Below are 746 nucleotides of genomic sequence, written 5' to 3' on the forward strand. Positions count from 1 at the left end.
GGAGAAAGTACTGCGAATGCAGGTGACAGCAATACCGATGCTAACGTTGCTTGTGGTGGAATCTTTTCTAGCCCTGCTACTGAAGAGGAAGTTACAGACTACCTTACTAGCTTATTAAGTGCTGATGCTGATGCAAACGGAACTTTTTCCAATGTAACAAGTATTACCAATAATATCAATAACGATCTTGAAGGTCCATTCAACTCTACTTATACAGTAGGTGAAGGAACTTCATGCGAAGATTCAGCTAGCCTGGCTTTCACTATTGGAGAAGGCGCAATTGCTCTTCCTGATAATGCGATCACTTTCTGTAATGACGAAATTGATGAAGCTATCGATGATATCGACAGTATAGATGACATCTACTTCAGTTTGCTTCCAGAAGGAACGCCTACAGACGGAACTTTTACTCCTCCAATTTTAGACCTTCTAGGACAGTACAATCTGAATCCAATCCAGGATTTCACAACTACCTACAGCTATTCTGAAGGGGAGTGTGATTACAGTGCAGATCTTACTATTACAATTATCGAAGCAGATCCAGCCAATGCAGGTAGCTTTGACAATATTGAAACAGTATGTTCTAACACTGATCTAATTGATCTTGCTACCTTAACCAATAATGATCCAACTGCCAATACAGAAGGGACATTTACAGGTACAGGAGTAACTAATAATACATTTGACCCTTCTACAGGTGCTGGAGATTATACAATCACCTACACTGTAGCTGATTCTCAACCATG

At 40.2% G+C, this 746-nt stretch carries 1 protein-coding gene; it reads left to right on the forward strand.

Features of this window, described 5'->3' with window-relative positions; all coding sequences use genetic code 11:
• Positions 1 to 746: hypothetical protein (locus tag ACNI3T_RS04610; RefSeq protein ID WP_418226806.1), on the forward strand; the 746-nt coding region annotated here is incomplete at both ends.

Source organism: Christiangramia qingdaonensis, assembly GCF_048381525.1.
GTDB lineage: Bacteria > Bacteroidota > Bacteroidia > Flavobacteriales > Flavobacteriaceae > Christiangramia.